Origin of the sequence: Marinimicrobium sp. UBA4209 (genome assembly GCF_002381585.1) — a bacterium.
Taxonomy (GTDB): domain Bacteria; phylum Pseudomonadota; class Gammaproteobacteria; order Pseudomonadales; family Cellvibrionaceae; genus Marinimicrobium; species Marinimicrobium koreense.
This window is the reverse complement of record NZ_DFTP01000062.1, coordinates 2,682-2,994: the sequence shown is the minus strand read 5'-3', so window position 1 is coordinate 2,994 and position 313 is coordinate 2,682. Positions and strand designations below refer to the sequence as shown.

The window sequence follows — 313 nt, the reverse complement described above, 5'->3', positions numbered from 1 at the left end:
CGCCTTGGCCGTGTTGGGCACCTTTGGGGCCATGGCCGCCGTGCTGGCCCCGTTTGCGGCGGCAGCAGCCCTGCGCATCTGCGTCGACAGTTACTGATACAAGAATCTGAGGAGCACCACCGAATGGCTTCCTGGCAATGGTTTCACCGACTTGGCTCTCCCCGCTGGTTCTATGACAAGACCGGCGCCTGGCTGCCCTGGCTGACCGCCATTGCTCTGGTGTTGCTGGTGCTCGGCACCGTCTGGGGGCTGGCCTTTTCGCCTGAGGACTTCAAGCAGGGCAACAGCTACCGGATCATCTATATCCACGTGC

Annotated in this window: 1 pseudogene; it reads left to right on the top strand. The window is 62.3% G+C overall.

Features of this window, described 5'->3' with window-relative positions:
• Positions 1 to 123: 123 nt before the first annotated feature.
• Positions 124 to 313: pseudogene (locus B3187_RS08925) on the top strand (heme ABC transporter permease); the annotation flags it as partial.